18 protein-coding genes, 1 tRNA gene and 1 pseudogene are annotated in these 14,356 nt (G+C 70.8%); 10 read left to right on the forward strand and 10 right to left on the reverse strand.

The features are described from left to right. Window positions 1–57: 57 nt before the first annotated feature. A complete protein-coding gene (locus FHR33_RS33940; RefSeq protein WP_312895839.1) occupies window positions 58–1,056 on the reverse strand; it encodes a LacI family DNA-binding transcriptional regulator in 999 nt (332 codons plus the stop codon). Window positions 1,057–1,233: 177 nt separating this feature from the next. Here FHR33_RS33940 and FHR33_RS33945 point away from each other — a divergent pair, with 177 nt between their 5' ends. Next, window positions 1,234–2,391: a CynX/NimT family MFS transporter gene (locus FHR33_RS33945; RefSeq protein WP_183656538.1), complete on the forward strand. Its 1,158-nt coding sequence runs from the start codon at window positions 1,234–1,236 to the stop codon at window positions 2,389–2,391. A 33-nt stretch (window positions 2,392–2,424) separates the two neighbouring features. Beyond that, a complete protein-coding gene (locus tag FHR33_RS33950) occupies window positions 2,425–3,096 on the forward strand; it encodes a hypothetical protein (protein ID WP_183656541.1) in 672 nt (223 codons plus the stop codon). 2 nt (window positions 3,097–3,098) lie between these two features. Here the strand turns inward: FHR33_RS33950 and FHR33_RS33955 are convergent, their stop codons facing one another. Then, window positions 3,099–3,626, reverse strand: coding sequence for a cysteine dioxygenase (locus tag FHR33_RS33955; protein ID WP_183656544.1), 528 nt, complete (start codon window positions 3,624–3,626; stop codon window positions 3,099–3,101). A 6-nt stretch (window positions 3,627–3,632) separates the two neighbouring features. Further along, a complete protein-coding gene (locus FHR33_RS50805) occupies window positions 3,633–4,013 on the reverse strand; it encodes an amidohydrolase family protein (RefSeq protein WP_246452266.1) in 381 nt (126 codons plus the stop codon). A 28-nt stretch (window positions 4,014–4,041) separates the two neighbouring features. On the opposite strand from FHR33_RS50805, the gene FHR33_RS50810 reads away from it, so the two are divergent. Beyond that, window positions 4,042–4,542: a hypothetical protein gene (locus FHR33_RS50810; protein ID WP_246452267.1), complete on the forward strand. Its 501-nt coding sequence runs from the start codon at window positions 4,042–4,044 to the stop codon at window positions 4,540–4,542. Between the two features lie 70 nt (window positions 4,543–4,612). After that, entirely contained in the window at window positions 4,613–5,605 is a 993-nt protein-coding gene (locus FHR33_RS33965) for a LacI family DNA-binding transcriptional regulator (protein ID WP_183656547.1), read from the forward strand. On the opposite strand, the gene FHR33_RS52040 is transcribed toward FHR33_RS33965, so the two are convergent. The 4 genes and pseudogenes from FHR33_RS52040 to FHR33_RS33980 form a co-directional block, all read right to left on the reverse strand. Then, window positions 5,595–6,437 (reverse strand): aromatic amino acid lyase, encoded by an 843-nt coding sequence (locus tag FHR33_RS52040; protein ID WP_312896025.1) that lies wholly within the window; start codon window positions 6,435–6,437, stop codon window positions 5,595–5,597. The two genes, FHR33_RS33965 and FHR33_RS52040, sit on opposite strands and share 11 nt — an antisense overlap. 76 nt (window positions 6,438–6,513) lie before the next feature. Then, a pseudogene (locus tag FHR33_RS52045) lies at window positions 6,514–6,915 on the reverse strand (aromatic amino acid lyase); the annotation flags it as partial. Beyond that, window positions 6,915–7,286 carry a phage holin family protein gene (locus tag FHR33_RS33975; RefSeq protein ID WP_183656550.1) on the reverse strand — a complete coding sequence of 124 codons (372 nt, stop codon included), beginning with the start codon at window positions 7,284–7,286 and terminating at the stop codon, window positions 6,915–6,917. The pseudogene FHR33_RS52045 and the gene FHR33_RS33975, both read right to left, overlap by 1 nt. Further along, window positions 7,283–7,498 (reverse strand): hypothetical protein, encoded by a 216-nt coding sequence (locus tag FHR33_RS33980; RefSeq protein WP_183656553.1) that lies wholly within the window; start codon window positions 7,496–7,498, stop codon window positions 7,283–7,285. The genes FHR33_RS33975 and FHR33_RS33980 overlap by 4 nt, the downstream gene beginning before the upstream one ends. 95 nt (window positions 7,499–7,593) lie before the next feature. Between FHR33_RS33980 and FHR33_RS33985 the strand changes: the two genes are divergently transcribed. Then, window positions 7,594–7,869, forward strand: coding sequence for a hypothetical protein (locus tag FHR33_RS33985; protein WP_183656556.1), 276 nt, complete (start codon window positions 7,594–7,596; stop codon window positions 7,867–7,869). Here FHR33_RS33985 and FHR33_RS33990 read toward each other — a convergent pair. After that, window positions 7,866–8,666, reverse strand: a complete 801-nt coding sequence (locus tag FHR33_RS33990; RefSeq protein ID WP_183656559.1) for an FAD:protein FMN transferase — start codon at window positions 8,664–8,666, stop codon at window positions 7,866–7,868. The genes FHR33_RS33985 and FHR33_RS33990 overlap by 4 nt on opposite strands. Window positions 8,667–8,701: 35 nt before the next feature. Further along, window positions 8,702–9,364 carry a ferric reductase-like transmembrane domain-containing protein gene (locus FHR33_RS33995; RefSeq protein ID WP_183656561.1) on the reverse strand — a complete coding sequence of 221 codons (663 nt, stop codon included), beginning with the start codon at window positions 9,362–9,364 and terminating at the stop codon, window positions 8,702–8,704. Window positions 9,365–9,409: 45 nt separating this feature from the next. On the opposite strand from FHR33_RS33995, the gene FHR33_RS34000 reads away from it, so the two are divergent. The 5 genes from FHR33_RS34000 (at window position 9,410) to FHR33_RS34020 (ending at window position 12,846) form a co-directional block, all read left to right on the forward strand. Beyond that, on the forward strand, window positions 9,410–10,087 hold the full coding sequence (locus FHR33_RS34000; protein WP_183656563.1) for a response regulator transcription factor: 678 nt from the start codon (window positions 9,410–9,412) through the stop codon (window positions 10,085–10,087). After that, window positions 10,084–11,100, forward strand: coding sequence for a HAMP domain-containing sensor histidine kinase (locus FHR33_RS34005; RefSeq protein ID WP_183656566.1), 1,017 nt, complete (start codon window positions 10,084–10,086; stop codon window positions 11,098–11,100). Before FHR33_RS34000 ends, FHR33_RS34005 begins: the two co-directional genes overlap by 4 nt. Window positions 11,101–11,161: 61 nt before the next feature. Next, on the forward strand, window positions 11,162–11,551 hold the full coding sequence (locus FHR33_RS34010) for an OsmC family protein (protein WP_183656569.1): 390 nt from the start codon (window positions 11,162–11,164) through the stop codon (window positions 11,549–11,551). A 252-nt stretch (window positions 11,552–11,803) separates the two neighbouring features. Further along, window positions 11,804–12,727: a nucleoside hydrolase gene (locus tag FHR33_RS34015; RefSeq protein ID WP_221241366.1), complete on the forward strand. Its 924-nt coding sequence runs from the start codon at window positions 11,804–11,806 to the stop codon at window positions 12,725–12,727. A 45-nt stretch (window positions 12,728–12,772) separates the two neighbouring features. After that, window positions 12,773–12,846, forward strand: a tRNA-Lys gene (locus tag FHR33_RS34020). 23 nt (window positions 12,847–12,869) lie between these two features. On the opposite strand, the gene FHR33_RS34025 is transcribed toward FHR33_RS34020, so the two are convergent. Beyond that, a complete protein-coding gene (locus FHR33_RS34025) occupies window positions 12,870–14,324 on the reverse strand; it encodes a hypothetical protein (protein ID WP_183656575.1) in 1,455 nt (484 codons plus the stop codon). Window positions 14,325–14,356: the final 32 nt, after the last annotated feature.

The following is a 14,356-nucleotide window of genomic DNA, read 5'->3' on the forward strand; positions in this document are numbered from 1 at the left end:
CCGGCGTCCGCGCGGGCGGCGAGGTGGCGCCCCGGGAGAGCCGCGCGTGCTCTGTGCTCACGAACTCCGCGGGGCCTCGGGCGGGAGCTCTCCCGAGCCGCGGGGGATCAGCCTCACCGGCAGCTGGACGCGCTCCGCGGGGCCGCCGCCGCCCGCGATCCTGCGGAACAGCAGCTCCGCGCTCACCCTGCCCAGGCCCGCCGAATCCTGTGACACGACGCTCACCCCCGGGCTCAGCAGGTCCGCCAGCTCGAAGTCGTCGAACCCGATCAGCGCCATCCGCCGTCCGGCCAGCGCGCGCAGGACCGTCATCGTCAGCCGCCCGTTGCCGGTGAACAGCGCGGTCGGAGGGTCGTCCATCCCGAGCATCCTGTCGAGGTCGGCGCGCACCCTGTCGAGCTCGGGGTGGGCCATCGAGATCAGGCGCTCGTCCACGAGGTCGCCGAGCGCCTCGCGGTAGCCGTGCTCGCGCTCGCCAGCCGTGTAGATGGTGGGGCTGTCCCCGAGGAAGGCGATCCTGCGGTGCCCGTGGGCGAGCAGGTGGGCCGTGGCCATGCGCGCCCCGCCCCTGTTGTCGCAGAGCACCGTGTCGACGTCCAGGCCAGGCCCTGCCGGACGGTCCACGAAGACGGCCGGCGTGCCCGCCGCCAGCTCCGACCGCAGGTACGAGTGGTCGGCGCCGGCCGGCACCACGATGAGCCCGTCGACCCTTCGCGCGCAGAAGGTGAGCACCAGCTCCCGCTCCCTCGCGGGCTCCTCGGCCGAGGAGCCGCTCAGCACCAGGGAGCCGTGCCTGATCGCGACGTCCTCGACCGCCCTGCTCACCCCCGAGTAGAACGGGTCGCCGACGTCCTCGATGACCAGGCCGATGCTCGACGTCCTGCCCTGCCGCAGCACCCTGGCGCTCTCGTTGCGGCTGTAGCCCAGCCGTTCGATCGCGGCCCTGACGCGGTCAGCGGTGGCGGCGTTGACGCCGGGCTCGTTGTTCACGACCCTGGACACGGTCTTGAGCGCGACGCCCGCCTCGGCGGCGACATCCTTCATCGTCGGTCTCACACCCCGATCATTTCCCATGCCGGACCCTCTGACAACGTTGTCAGCAGGCAGAAGGGCCCTCAAACCCGTGGCCGTCGTGATCACCTTCTCGACGATGACGCAGTGGGCGACGATGCGGGCAGATGCCGCCACCTACCCGTTCCGAGCCGGAGGCCGCATGGCAGAGTGGGCCTGGCTATGTCCTTGAGATCAACTTTCGTGGTCGCCGGGCTGGTCCTCGCCGCGCTCAACATGCGACCCGCCCTGGCCGGAATCTCCCCCCTCCTCGACGAGATCATGACCGACGTGGGCCTCACGCCCGCGGGCGGCGGTGCGATCACCACGGTCATGGTCGTCTGCCTGGGCCTGTTCGGTCCCGTGGCGCCGCTGCTGGCCCGCAGGATCGGCCTGGACCGCACCCTCCTGGTGGCCCTGCTGATCCTCGCGGCGGGCGTGGTGATCCGCAGTCTCGACGGCGCCCCCGCCCTCTACACGGGCGCGGCCATCGCGGGCACCGCCATCGCGATCATGAACGTGATCATGCCGGGCGTGGTGAAGCAGCACTTCCCCGAGAAGGCGGGCCTGCTCACGGCCATCTACGTCTCGGCTCTCGTGGGCGGCGCCGCCGCGGCCTCCGCGCTGGCGATCCCCATGGAGCACCTCACGGGCTACGGCTGGCGCGGCGTCTCCGCGCTGGTCGCCGTACCCGCCGTGGCCGCGGCCGTGCTCTGGCTGCCTCAGGCCTTCGGCAGGCAGTCGGCCCCCGCCAACGGGCCGAGGCCGTTCAGGGCGCTGATGCGCAGCCCCGTCACCTGGAAGCTGACCGCGTTCATGGGCATCCAGTCGCTCACGTTCTACGTGATGCTCGCCTGGCTGCCCACGATCTTCCAGGAGGCCGGCCTGCCCGCCGACCACGCGGGGTTCCTGCTCGCCATCTCCAACCTGGCCCAGGTCGCCGCGACGCTGGCGGTGCCCGTGCACGCCGAGCGGAGCAGGACGCAGGTCCCGCACGTGGCAGGCGCCGCGCTGCTGACCGTGGCGGGCTATCTCGGCGTGCTGCTCGCGCCGACCACCGTGCCGTGGCTGTGGATGATCGTGCTGGGCCTCGGGCAGGGCGCGTCACTCGCGCTGGCCCTGCTCATCATCACGCTGCGCGCCCCCGACCCCTCCTCGGTGACCGCGCTGTCGGCGGTGGCCCAGTCGGTGGGGTACGTGCTGGCCGCGCTCGGCCCGCTGGTGATCGGTCTGCTCAGGCAGGCGACGGGCGGCTGGACGGTTCCGCTGCTGGCAGGGCTCGCCGCGTGCGCGGTGCAACTGGTGGTAGGGGTACTGGCGGGACGTCCTCTGATATCTTAGGCAAGGCTTACCTATTCGACTGAAGGGCCTGCCGTGCCGCTCGCCGAGTTGACCGGAGTGCTGGAGCGCGTCGCCGCCGCGCGAGGGGGCGTGCTCGGCGTCCTGCCCGGCCTGCTCGTCGAACCCGACGACTCGTGGACACCGCTCCAGGAGCTGACGCGCGAGCCGTACACCCTGCTCAGCGCCCTGATCGAGCAGACCGCGGGCCGCTACGACGCGCCGAGGCACGTGGGGGCCGCGCTGCTGTGGAAGACGCTCGGCTACTGGCTCACCTTCCCGATGGCCGTCGGCTGGGCGCTCGACGGGCGGGCGCCCGTCATGCGGTACGAGGACACCTACTTCAAGCAGTCGGAGGCGGGGGTGACGGTCGCGGCCACGGAGGTGACGGTCGTCGACAGCCCGCAGGCCATCGCCGAGGCCCTGCGCCAGTCGCAGGAACCACTGGTCAAGGCGATCAGCGGCCAGGCGAGGGTCGGCGCGCGCACGCTGTGGGGCTCCACCGCGGAGGCGTTCGCCCATCCGATGACCGCGGTGCTCCAGGGCGACTACATGGGCCTGCTGCGCGCGGTCGGCCGGCCGGTCGACGGTCTGCTCGAGCAGACCGCCGACGGCTACCGGCGCAGGACCTGCTGTCTGTGGGTCACGCTGCCCGAGGCCGAGCCCTGCTCGACCTGCTGCGTGCTGCGGGAGTCGTGCGCGGCCTGAGCTCAGGCGACCTCGGCTGCGGGCACCTCGCCCATGAAGTCGTCGTCGATCGGGCGCAGCTCGTCGGCGTAGCTCACCGAGACCCTGCGCATGAGCCCGGTGTCGTCGATGGAGTACTGCCCCAGGCGCCACAGCGGAGGGGAGTAGGCGTGGATCGACACGCTTCTGTCCACCGCCCCTGTCAGCCGGTGGATGTGGTCGGGGCCGAAGTGGAAGGACTGCCCTTCGGCCACCACGGTCTCCAGGTGCTCGCCGCCGATGCGCGGGTTGCACTCCAGCAGCGCGCCCTGCACCACGTGGACGGCGCCGGAGGAGATGTCGTGGTCGTGCCAGCCCGTGTCGTCCTCGGGACGCCAGCAGAGCAGCCACACGTCCACATAGGCGTCACGGTAGAGCGAGGCGTAGTGCCGGCCGCCGTCGGCGGGGAAGTCCACCTGGTCCTGCCACTGGGCGGGGTCCGCGGCCAGGTCGTCGACCAGCTCGCGTAGCTCCCGCCGGTCGAGCGTCCTGGCGGGAAGGTTGGTGCTCACGTGCGTTTACTCCTTTCGTCCGAGTAGACGTCGAGGGTTGGCGACCCTGATGGCGTGCGCCGCGGCGGCGCCCATCCCCGGGTCGGGGGCGGTGGCGTACGGCGCGTCCGAGCCGTTCACCACCACGTCGATGCCGAGCTCGCGGACGATCGCGTCGATCGCGCGCGGGCCGTAGGAGGAGGTCTCCACATAACAGAGGGGGTCCACCTGGCCCCTGCCGCCGCCCCTGGCGATCAGGCGCTCGGTGTGCAGCGGCGCGAGCCCCGCCAGCAGCGCGAAGCAGACCCGCAGCCTGGGGTGGCGCGGGCGCACGACGGCGTGGAAGTGATGCCAGGCAGCGTGCATCTGCTGGACGTACGGCACCAGCGCCGGCCACCAGCCCGGCACGCCAGGCGTGGCGGCCGCGGGGGCCCGGATGGACGAACAGCGGCAGGTCACGCTCGGTCAGCACGTCGAGCAGCCGGTCGTCGGGCTCTGCGGTCGCGGGGATCTGCAGCCCTGCGAAGCCGCGGTCGAGGTCGGCGGCCAGCCTGGCCGGGTCGACGTCGCTGTGGCAGGTCGCCGCCCACGCGCCGAACGGCTCGGGCAGCTTCAGCGCGCCCTCGTGGTAGGCGTCGATGAGCGGCCAGGCCTCCTCGGGCGGCAGGAACTCGATGCCCAGCGGGCTGGAGAGGGAGACCAGCGCGAGCTCCAGGTCCGTGGTGTCGCGAGCGTCGTGGTCGGCGGGGTCGACCTCGTACGGCGGCTCGCCGTCCAGGATCAGGGTCCAGCCGTCGAGGTAGGGAGGGCGCGACCTGGCGCGCAGCGCCTCGACGAACGAAGGCGTCCACAGGTGCTGATGGACATCGATGCTCACGGCCACACCTCCCTCTATTTCCTACCGAGAATACATGTAAACCCTGGGACTGCCATGTGAAGCGATTCAGTGATGCGTTTCAGTGAAACGCTTCACCCCCGGTTTTGTCAATGCTGGCTACGCTGGTCCGATGGCCAGAAAGCGAGCGACCATCAAAGAGGTCGCGCAGGCGACCGGCCTTTCGCCTGCAGCCGTCTCCTACGCGCTACGCGGGCTCCAGGTCTCTGAGGAGACCATGGAGCGCGTGCGGGCCGCGGCGGCCGAGCTCGGCTACGAGGCCGACCCCATCGCCCGTGCGCTGGCCAGCGGGCGCACCGGCATGATCGGCGTGCTCTGCGGCTCCCTCGAGGACCTGTGGCAGCAGTCGCTGGCGGTCGGCATCAGCAGAGGGCTGAGGGAGAAGGATCGCTACGCGCTGATCCTCGACGCCGTCGGCGACCCCGCCCGCGAGCGGGCCCTGGCCCAGCAACTACGTGACCAGCGCGTCGACGGCCTGATCGTGCAGCCGGTCGATCCCGCCGCGGCCTTCTGGGCCGACCTGTGCGAGTCGGTGCCCGTGGTCGCGATCGGCGACGGGCTGCCCGGCACGGCCGGTGAAGTGATCTTCGACAACAGGCGGGGCGTCACCCTCGCGCTCGAGCACCTCAAGGAGCTCGGCCACGAGCGCATCGCCGTGCTCACCCCCACAGGCGCGCGCACCCCCGACAGGCCCGCCGACGTCCACGCCAGCGCCGAGGCCGACAGGCTCGGCCTCGACATCGAGGTGGCCACCGCCTCCTACGGGCTGACGGCGGCCACCGAGGTCGCCCGCGGCATCCTCGACAGCGGGCGCCACACCGCGGTGTTCTGCTTCTCCGACTCCATCGCCTACGGCGTCTACGCCGCGGCGGCCGAGCGAGGGCTGTCCATTCCAGGCGACGTGTCGGTGATGGGCTACGACGACCATCCCATGTCGGGCCTGCTCAGCCCCGGCCTGACCACGGTCGACTGGAACATCGACGGCATCGTGCGCGCCGCCGTACGGCTGGTCGCCGCCGCCGCGGACGGCCCCGCGCGGCGGCGCAGGGTGGTGCAGCAGCCCACGCTGTGCGAGCGCGGCTCGGTGCTGCGGATCAGCCGCTGAGCTCCCTGCGCGCCTCGTCCAGATCGGTGTCGAGAGGGCGGTCGGGCTCGCTGGGGGAGCCCGGCTGGGCCAGCGCCCTGCGGGCGGCGACCAGCTCGCAGGCCAGCACGATCTCCAGGGGCTCCACACAGCGCAGCGCCGCCCTCGCCGCCTGGGTGGCGAAGCTGGCGTGGTCCTCGGTGCCGCGGGAGATCACCGCCGTGCCGCTCGCGACGGGCGCGGACAGCAGGCGTAGCTCGGCGAGCGCGTCCTGCGCCACGTACTCGAGGATCATCGCGCCCGACCGGCCCTGAGCCCCACCGAGGAAGGGCAGGAGCCCCGTGTAGGCGGGCTCCATGAGCGTGGCCAGCCTGGCGGCCGACAGCTGCGCCGCGGGCACCAGCGCCGCCCGCATCGCGTCTAGCGCGAGGGCGACGGGGGCGGCGTGGAAGTTGCCGTTGTGCCAGGCCAGCTCGCCGCTGAACAGCGGGTTCTCCGTGGCGGCGTTGAGATCGACCTCGACGACGCGCCCGGCCCTGGTCAGCGCGTCCATGGCGGCGCCGTGCACCTGCGCGAAGGCGCGGTAGCCGTAGGGGTCCTGGACCCTGACCGCCTCCTCGGCGGCGAGCATCCCGCGCAGGCGGGCCGCCACGTCGGCCTGACCCGGCTGCGGTCTGGCCTCGTGCACGGCCGGCGCCAGCGGCTCGGCGGAGGCGTTGACCGCGCTGAACGAGCGCGCCGCCACGGTGACGGCGGACTCCATGAGCGTCCGCAGCCTGTGGACGGCCAGCGCCGCGTCGGCCAGCGTGGCCGCGCCCGAGCTGATGAACGGCAGCGCGTCGCCCGACGACAGCGCGAACCTGGGCCCAGGCCCTGGCCGCCCTTCGGGCCCCCCGCCATTCGCGCTCGCCCAGCAGGCACAGCGCGGTGGTGGCCAGAGCTGTCAGGTCGCCGGTGCCGATCGCGCCGTAGGTGCGGACAGGAGGTGTGAAACCATCGTTGATCGCCTCGGCGAGCACGGGGAGGAGGGCGGGGTCGACCCCCGAGCCACCCGCGAGGAGCTGGTTGAGCCTGACGACGAGCATCGCGCGGGCGCGCTCCTCGCCGACCAGCGGTCCCGCGCCTCCCGCGTGACTGCGCAGCAGGTCGAGTCCGCCCTCCTCGACGGTGGTGTCCTTGTTCGCGCCGACGCCCGTGCTCTGCCCGTACACGGGAGCTGTCAGTGTCCGGGCGGTCCGCCAGGCGGCCCCGGCCCGATCGAGGGAGCCGATCGAGACGGGGACTCCTGAGGCCACCTGCGCGCAGGTGAGGGTGGCGCCGTCGAGCAGCATCAGTCGGGCAGGACCAGGCTGAGCACCCAGCTGACGATGGAGACGACGAGCGCCCCCCAGAAGGCGGCCCAGAAGCCGGAGACATGGAAGGGGACGTCGATCTGGGAGGAGATCCAGCTTGTGAGCAGCATCAGCCCCGCGTTGACGACCAGGGCGAACAGCCCCAGGGTCAGCACATAGAAGGCGCAGCCGATGGTCTCGATGATCGGCTTGATCACGGCGTTGATGACACCGAAGATCAGCGCCACCACGAGCAGCGTGCCCCAGTAGTTGGCCGTGCCCGTGGGAGTCGTGATCTCGACTCCGTCCACGAACTGGATGGCGACCCAGAGGGAAGCCGCCACGACGAGAATTTTGATGATGAACTTCACGCCACAGGATCCTCGCATTTCTGATCGGCGATTCGATAGAGCCGCGGTGCGGCCAAGGGATAGATCATCACGCTGGACACACCCGCGGCCACCATCGCGGCGGCCGTGGCGGGCGTGACTCTGATCCACGGTTTCAGCCGGTCAGCGATGATCGGCGCCACAATCGTGGCGAGCGTGACGACCGGAGAGGTCGTCAGCTGACGATCAGGCATGCACGCTATGTGCCCAGAGATGACTCCACGTAGTCACGTGAGGGCGTTACCGAGAGGGGTTATGGGGAAAGAGCCGATTCTGGGGAGGAAGTGACATGGACACTGAGGAACTCGAGTCGATGCCGGCCAGCGAACTTCACGAGCGGGCCGTGCGCTATGCCGTACGCCACGGGGACTTCGGGTTCCTCTGGGAGCTGTTGAGGGCCATCCCCGCGGCGGAGGCGGCCAGCGGTCACGGCGGCGAGGTCGTCAACGACCTCAGCCACCTGTCCGCGCTGCTCAGCGACGCCATGAGCTCGGGCCAGGGAGAGCTGGGCGAGGCGCTACGACCTCTCTACGTCGAGTACCTGGCCAAACATCCCGAGGCCTAGCCCGCGAGCCTGGTCTCAGCGTCATAGGTCGCGAACCCCGGCGTGAGCGTCGCGCGCCCGTCGGGGCCCACGACCATGCTCTGGTACGGCTGGGCGCCCCCGTTCCACCCGGCGCCGGGGTGCGGAGCCGCGCCCGTACCCGGGTCGGCGGCGAGGCGCATGGCGAAACGCCTGGCCCTGGCGGTACCCATGGCGTGCATCGCCGAGGCGTACGCGCCCGCCACGCCCAGGTCGGGTCCGATCACGCACACCCACGCCCTGCCCTCGCCGCTGAACTCCGAGCCGCCCGCCGTGGCCACAGCGGCGTCGTGAGGGAAGAGCACCCGCGTGGTGACACCGTCGTAGGGGTCGCGGACGCCGAGCCGCCACCGGCGGCCCGGCGAGGAGGAGCCGCGCACCCGCAGGTCGTGACCCGCGCTCACCCTGTGGTCGACGGCGCCCGCGATGGTCAACGCCCGTGACAGGCGTTCCACCGCCCACCCCCTGACGTAGGGCATCGGGTCGAGCCTGCCGCCCGCGCGTCCGTCGAACCAGCCGCCCGTCGCCTCGTGCAACGTGTCACACCTGTGCAGGATCTCCACCACCTCGGGGACCTGGTCGATCGTCTGGCCCCTGTTCAGCCTGGCGACCTGACTGTCCTCGCGGTCGGGGCTGAAGGTGTCCTCCACCCACCGCAGCCAGGAGAAAGCGTCGTCGAGCAGGGGCGTCAGCTCCCGCTCCGGCAGCGCGGTGCGAATGTCCACGCACACGGGAAGGTCCATCACCATCTGCACACCAGCGACACCGGGAAAGGTCATAGGAGTCACCGTGGCACGAGCGGGATAACGCACGGCTAAGCCCTTTGCCGGAGCTTGGACAGCGCACCCCTGACGTACCTCACGAAGCCGCGAGGACCGTAGACCACGACCCTGCGCTCGGAGATGTCGGGGACGAGACGGCTCAGGCCCGAGGCGCTGACCGCCTCCTTGGCCCTCGGATCGTGCTCGGCGCCCTCGACGATCATCACGGGCACGCCGCGGGCGCGCAGCTCGCGGGCGGCCGCGGCCTCACGCGGGTCGCGCGCCCTGTAGAGCACCAGCGTGCGCTCAGGATCCTTCACCCTGGAGGCGATCCTGTCGGCGCCGACGCCCTCGGCGATCAGCAGCGTCCCCGCTCTCTGCTCGGGACGGCGCCGCCAGAGCGCCACCGCCAGCGCGGCGCCGTACAGCAGGAAGGAGCCGGTGCGGCTCAGCCCCGTCACGTCGGCGGGGGTGGCGAGCTGGTGCGCGACCAGCAGCGCGCCGGCGAGGGCGGCCACCACGCGGACGCTCGGAGGCAGCGGCGCGGTGCGCCGCCAGCGGACCGACACCAACCCGAGGACGACGAGCAGCGCGGCGCCGACATACGCGGTGGGCAGCCACGGATAGCTCCAGCCGGGGTGGATCGCTCCGAAATGCCCCACTGCCGCGCCCGCCCAGAAGAGCAGAGGCGAGAGAGACTGGGTGCTGGTAGTCATAGAACCGACGGTGTGCGACGTACATGAGAGTTGCCTGAACAAAAGATGGGTAAGCCCGAAGTTTTGGTGGTGGACGACGAGCCGCAGGTGCGGGAGGCGGTCACCAGGGCGCTGCGCGTCCAGGGGTACCGGGTCAGAGGCGCCGCCGACGGGCCGACCGCGCTGGCGGTGGTCGCCGTGGACAGGCCCGACCTCATCGTCCTCGACGTCATGATGCCCGGCATGGACGGTCTCGAGGTCTGCCGCCGCCTGCGCGCCGAAGGGGACAGGACTCCCGTCCTCATGCTCACCGCGCTGTCCGGCGTGGGGGACAGGGTCGAGGGGCTGGACGCGGGGGCCGACGACTACGTGGTCAAGCCGTTCGCCCTGGAGGAGCTGTTCGCCAGGGTGAGGGCGCTGCTGCGCCGTACCTCCTCGTCGGGCGGAGCGCTGGAGTTCGCGGGGCTCGCGCTGAACCCCGCCAGCCGCCAGGCCAGGCGCGGCGGCAGGGTCTTCGACCTCACGGGCACGGAGGCGGCGCTGCTCGAACTGCTCATGCGCAACGCTGGACAGGTGCTCACCCGCGAGGTCATCTTGGAGCGGATCTGGGGTTACGACTTCACCCCCGGCTCCAACTCGCTGGAGGTCTACATCCGATACCTGCGGCGCAAGACCGAGCACGACGGGGAGCCGCGGCTCATCCAGACCGTGCACGGCCTCGGATACGTGTTGAGGGAGCTATGAAGCTGCATCTCCGGCTCGCGATGGCGGCGGGCCTCGCGGCGGCGCTGTCGGTCCTGCTGGTGCTGGGCGCCGCCTACTACGTGACCTGCCGCAGGGCCGAGAGCGTCATGGGGCAGATCGGGCGGTGGCAGGCGGAGTTCGGCTGGCCCTTCCTGGCCGTGGCGGCCGGCGGGCTGGTCATCGCGGCGTTCTTCGGCTGGCTGGCGGCGGGCACCTCGCTGCGTCCGCTGTCGACCCTCACCGCCACGACCTCCAGGATCGCGGTGACCCGAGACCTCGGCCTGCGCATCGCCGTCACGCGCGACGACGAGATCGGCAAGCTGGCGGCCAGCTTCAACACGATGCTGGACGCCCTGGAGCGCTCGGCCAAGGCGCAGAAGCAGCTGGTCGCCGACGCCTCGCACGAGCTGCGCTCGCCGCTGACGGCGGTGCGCACCAACGCCGAGCTACTGGTCAGGGGCGACGTGCCGGAGTCCGAGCGGGCCGAGGTCGGACAGGCGGTGGTCCTCGGTCTCGAGGAGCTGACGGGGCTGGTGTCCGACCTGGTCGAGCTGGCGAGAGACGAGGAGCCCGCGGCCCTGGTGGAGGTCGTGCGCCTCGACGAGATCGTCTCCCATCAGGTGACGAGGGCGGCGTCGCACTGGCCAGAGACCCGCTTCACGGTGTCGGTCTCGCCGACCCTGGTACGGGGCGTGCCCGACCGGCTGGCGCGGGCGGTGGGCAACCTGCTGGACAACGCCGCCAAGTACGGCGCGCCCACCGACGCGGTCGAGGTGACGCTGCACGACGGCGTGCTCGAGGTGCGCGACCACGGGCCGGGGATTCCGGTGTCCGACCTGCCGTTCGTCTTCGACCGGTTCTACCGGTCGGCGCAGGCGCGGGCGAAGCCTGGCTCGGGGCTGGGGCTGGCGATCGTACGACAGGTGGTGGACAGTCACGGAGGAACGGTGGCGGCGGTCCCCGCCCCGGACGGCGGCACCCTGGTCCGCCTCGTTCTCCCCACCCCGGCCTGACCCGCGGAGAGGCCCCCACTGCCCCGCGCGGCGCCCTGATACTCCCGGTAGGTTTGCGAGCATGGCGAACGTACGTGTTGAGCGGACAGATGACGGTTTCGTGGCGACCAACGCGCGGGGCGCGCGCGTGGAGATCGGCGGCGGGGACCAGGACGGCGTGTTCACCCCGGTCGAGCTGCTGCTCGCCGCGGTCGGCGGCTGCAGCATCGTGACCGTGGAGCCGCTCACGGCCAAGCGCGGGCACCGGCTGCTGAAGCTGGCGATGACCGTCGACGCGGAGAAGGTCGAGCCGAACAAGCTGGGCCCCGTCACCATCACCTACGACGTGGAGCTCCCCTCGGAGCAGGCCGACGAGGTGTTCAGGGCGGTGGCGGAGCGCGTGGAGGCCAAGCACTGCACGGTCAGCCGCTCCCTACGGGAGGGCACGGAGGTCCGCTTGGAGCTCCCCTAGGCTGATTAGGGCGATTATCGACCCTGGTATGACGCGTCCGTTGCATTCGGCTCTGTAACGTTGAAGCAGGTCAAGGGTGCTGCGACTGACTTGCAGAGCTTTTGCCGATGCGGACGCGGAGGGGGACCGTCGTCTGCTGTGCGGGACCGCCGGGCGCTTCGGGGGAAGGTGCCCGGCCTGGACCGCGATAGATCGGGGTCGGGCAGTTTTGGGGGAAACTGCCCGGCCCCGATTCATATGTACTGTCTTAGGGTGAAAAAGCTCCTTATCGACTGTGATCCCGGTATCGACGATGCCCTGGCCCTCGCGCTCGCCGGAGGCTCTCCCGAGATCGACCTGGTCGGCATCACCACCGTGGGCGGCAACGTCAGCCTCGAGCTGACCACCGCCAACGCCCTCGCGCTGCGCGAGTTCTACCGACTGGGCGACGTCCCCGTGACGCCCGGCTGCGCAGGGGCCCTGATGGGGGAGCGTGTGCGCGCCGAATCCGTCCACGGCGCCACCGGCCTGGGCGGCGTCGAACTTCCCGCGCCGGTCAAGGGGGTGTCCGACGGCCACGCCGTCGACTTCATCATCGAGACCCTCCGCGCGAATCCCGGGGAGATCACCCTCGCCGCCGTCGGCCCGCTGACCAACATCGCCATGGCCGTACGGCGGGAGCCGCGCATCGTGGAGTGGGTACGCGACTTCGTGATCATGGGCGGCTCGTACACCCGCGGCAACCACACCCCCGCGGCCGAGTTCAACATCAGGGCCGACCCCGAGGCGGCCTCGATCGTGTTCAGGGCCGGATGGACGGTCACCATGGTCGGCCTCGACGTGACCCTCACCGCGGTCGTCACCGAGGCGATCCTGGACCGGATGCGCACACTCGGCCGCCTGGCCGACCTGGTGGTGCCGATCTCCCAGTTCTACGGGATTGTGACGGCGGAGGGAGGCCCCGCCATCCACGACGCGGTCGCCGTCGCGCACGTGATCGACCCGACGCTGCTGACGTGTGTGCCCGCGGTGGTCGACGTCGAGACGATGGGGACGTACACGGCCGGCATGACCGTGACGGACTTCAGGATCGACGAGCGGACGGCCAACGCCTCCGTGGCGACGGGCCTGGACGTGGACCGGTTCTGGAAGCTGACGCTGGAGGCTTTCGAGCGAGTGGGTGAGCGGATCGGGTGATGTGCGAGTGGTGCTCTGCTGCTGCTAGAGTTATCGACGTCGCAAGCGCCGCTAGCTCAGTTGGTTAGAGCAGCTGACTCTTAATCAGCGGGTCCGGGGTTCGAGTCCCTGGCGGCGCACCGACCGAAGCCCTGGCTCTCACTTATGAGAGCTGGGGCTTCTTTGTTTGTGGTCCCACCAAAGGGTGAGCGGGACCCGGCCGCGTGGTCCGTCCGGGCGGAAGGGCCGCCGCGATCGCCGCCGCCAGAACAGGTATCCCGGCGACCAGAATGGTTATCGCCGCCCACGGGGTCTCGAAGGGCACCCGCGCGATCGGCTCCCAGGCGGCCGAGGCGGTCATGGGCCACGCCAGTGACCGGCCGATGACGTACCCGGCGGCCGCGCCCATCAGCGCTCCGCAGGCAGCGCCGAAGCCCGTACGGCACGCGACGAACAACCGCACGGTCGCCGTGGAGCCCCCGCTGACCCGCATGAGCACGCGCCTTGATCGCGAACGGGTGGCCGCCGACCCGGTCGCGGCCCACGCGCCGGCGAGGGCGACGAAGGCCATGGCCACGACGAAGTACCACCAACCGGTGGATGCCTGGTATCCCCGCTCGACGTAGACGCCCGCGGTGTCGCCCAGCCGCCGCTCGATCCGCTCCTGCTCGATCGCCGAGGTCCGGTGGACAGTGGGGTCGATGATCAGCGTCGTCGGTTTCAGACGCAGGCCGAGATCGCGCATCATCTCCGAAGGGATGAAGATTCCCTCGACGCCGGGGCCGGCGGGGCGGGCGACGCCCCCAGGGAGGACCTTCGTCGATTCAAGGTGGTACGGGTCACCTGAGCGGTTGTATCGGATCTCCACGGAGTCAGCCGTGATGTTCTCCGCTGTGACGGCCACGGCGGTGCCCTCGTCGTAGGGCGTGGAAGAGTCTCCCGTCAGATAGCGCAGCAGCGCCTGCTCACCGATGAGGACGGGCCACGCGAAGCCAAGATCGGCCGACGGCACGTCTGCGGTGAGTGTTTCGACGGTGGCGTCGATCCTCGTGATCGGTTTTCCGGGTAACGCGTGCTGGATGGCCGCCCGCGCGGCCACCTCGTCGGCTGAGTACAACGCCACGACGAGGGCGCCTGGCAGGGCTTCGGGATAGTACTCTGCCCTGTTCTGCGCCGTCACGGCGGTAGCGACGATCATCACGGTCACCGCGAGGGCGGTCGCGTTCATCGTCGTCGCGACCGCGCCGACCGTACGGCCATCGGCCACGTCATGGGTGGCCATCCTGAACAGCAGCGGCCCTCTTGCCGCGTGGCGCCCAAGAGTTCTCAGCAGCCACGGTACGAAGGGGCTCAGCCCGCAGAGCAGCATCCCACCGCCCATGATGCTCGCCAAGACGATCATGGCCGATCCGAAGTCGTCGTAGTGAACGTCTTCGTGCGTGGACCACGCGGTGAGGGCCAGAACCGCGAGGCCGACCACAGCAAGGATCGCCCCCCAGTGCAGTTGACGGCCGCGGGCTCGGGCCGCTCGTGTCGCGAGCACCACAACGCCGCAGACGAGCGCCAGGGGGGAGGCTAACAACATCACGAGGGATAACGTGATCGCCATCTCGAACATGAGGGAATGGTACGCAGCCCCACGACGGCGTC

The sequence above is a fragment of the Nonomuraea dietziae genome, assembly GCF_014195505.1.
In the GTDB taxonomy this organism is placed as follows: domain Bacteria; phylum Actinomycetota; class Actinomycetes; order Streptosporangiales; family Streptosporangiaceae; genus Nonomuraea; species Nonomuraea roseola.